We start from the raw sequence: 1307 nt of genomic DNA, 5'->3' as shown, positions 1-1307 counted from the left end.
GGTGAGAAACCTTAGTATGCTAGCGAGGTCATAGAACCTATTGGGGGCAATAAGGACACCTAATCACGCTGTTGGATACTATATAGATTGTTAGGATTATACTCCTATTTACAGCTTGAGTACAAACAGCTTTCGTTCGACTAATGGCTATCTAACCACTTCAAGTACAAAGTTATGAATAAAAAATTATTTGTGGGAATTGATTTCTCAAAAGAAACGTTTGACGCAGCTATCCTCAAGGTATCTGAAGAGAGCTCTATTGATCTAAAGATCATTGGTAATGAGCAGTTTAAAAACGATGTGCCAGGTTGTAAGCGATTTGTAAAATGGCTGAATAAGACTTGTGCACTATCTGGCGACTACTCCTCTGTCCTTGTAGGTGGAGAAGATACAGGTAACTATAGCACCACGTTGCCTAAACAGCTTTATGTGCTGGGAATTGATTGCTCCGTACAAAATGCTTATTCGATCAAATGTGGTAGTGGCAAGATTGTTCGCGACAAGACCGATAAGATGGACGCAGAAAAGATCGCTTACTACTTCTATCGCTTTCGTGATCAGATTAGGCTCTATAAGCCCCTATCTAAGGATATGGAGAGCTTAGAGAGACTCTATTCATACCGATATGGACAGGTGAGAGAAAGTGCAAGATTGCAGTGTCAAATAAAAGAATATGAGCATATTCTTAAGTCAGAACCCAATGATGAGACGCTAAAGTTTATGATCCAACGATTAGAGGAGCAGGAGAGGTTTCTGAAGGAAGAAATCAAGACTATTGAAGCTAAAATGGTAGAAATGATTGAAGCTGATGAAGAGCTTAATGAGATCCATAAATGCCTACTGAGCATACCAGGTGTCGGGAAGATCACAAGCCTTCTTTTGATCGTTGTTACTCGAGGGTTTACAAGGTTTGATAACCCCAAGCAGCTTGCCTGCTTTTTAGGTGTCTCTCCACACCCGAATCAGTCAGGTACATCCGTCCAAAATGGCAATCATAGGAGTTGGTTTGCCGACCCTTATTTTGCAAGCCTCTTACATATGACGGCACTCACTGCAAGCATACATAATCCGAAGTTTAAGGCTTACGATGAAAGGTTAAAGAGCAAAGGCAAGCCAAAACTGCTCATTATGAACAACATCAAAAACAAGCTACTGACGGTCGCCTTTACAATCGCTACGAGAAGGACCAAATTCTATTCTGATTATGACGCAAAACGAGCATAGAGCGAAATAACACTTTTTAACTATATAAATTTGGTGGTGAACATAGATTGCCCCCAGTCGAGGGCAAAGCCCGAAGACTGGCG

General features: G+C 41.2%; 1 protein-coding gene. It reads left to right on the top strand.

Annotation, left to right across the window (positions count from 1 at the left end):
- Positions 1 to 174 precede the first annotated feature (174 nt).
- Positions 175 to 1224, top strand: a complete 1050-nt coding sequence (locus QVO39_RS00510) for an IS110 family RNA-guided transposase (protein ID WP_021902555.1) — start codon at positions 175 to 177, stop codon at positions 1222 to 1224.
- Positions 1225 to 1307 lie beyond the last annotated feature (83 nt).

Origin of the sequence: Porphyromonas sp. CAG:1061 (genome assembly GCF_000435035.1) — a bacterium.
In the GTDB taxonomy this organism is placed as follows: domain Bacteria; phylum Bacteroidota; class Bacteroidia; order Bacteroidales; family Porphyromonadaceae; genus Porphyromonas_A; species Porphyromonas_A somerae.
Note: the sequence above shows the minus strand (reverse complement) of the source record. Positions and strands in the feature narration are given on the sequence as shown.

Coding starts and splice junctions, on each gene's coding strand:
- QVO39_RS00510 (WP_021902555.1), top strand. CDS start 175: ATGAATAAAAAATTATTTGTGGGAATTGATTTCTCAAAAGAAACGTTT.